Source organism: Oleiphilus sp. HI0061, from assembly GCF_001635675.1.
The window spans coordinates 1-361 of the sequence record NZ_LWFE01000805.1; the positions used below are offsets into that span (position 1 = coordinate 1).

Genomic DNA, 361 nt, shown 5'->3' on the forward strand with positions numbered 1-361 from the left:
CCGCTCGCCGCTTTGCTACACAGCAATATTCTTTAGACAGAATTAAGAAACTGGCAGCAGAGGCGGATGCCTCGTTAAACGATATTGTGCTTTATTTATGTGGCACCTCGTTGAGGCAGTTCCTATTAGAAAAAGGACAATTACCTGAGCAACCTTTAACAGCAGGTATTCCGGTTAATATTCGCCCTGCGGATGACACAGGCACAGGTACGGCCATTAGTTTTATGATCGCTAGCTTAGCAACCAATGAAGCGGACCCGCTTCGCCGCTTAGCAACCATTAAAGAGTCGACCCAGATTGCGAAGGAGCACTTACAAAGCTTGCCTAGAGCATCGCTGACACAGTACACGATGCTGATGAT

1 protein-coding gene is annotated in these 361 nt (G+C 47.4%); it reads left to right on the plus strand.

Annotated elements, in window-relative coordinates:
- Positions 1 to 361: WS/DGAT domain-containing protein (locus tag A3735_RS09680; protein WP_156499576.1), on the plus strand; the 361-nt coding region annotated here is incomplete at both ends.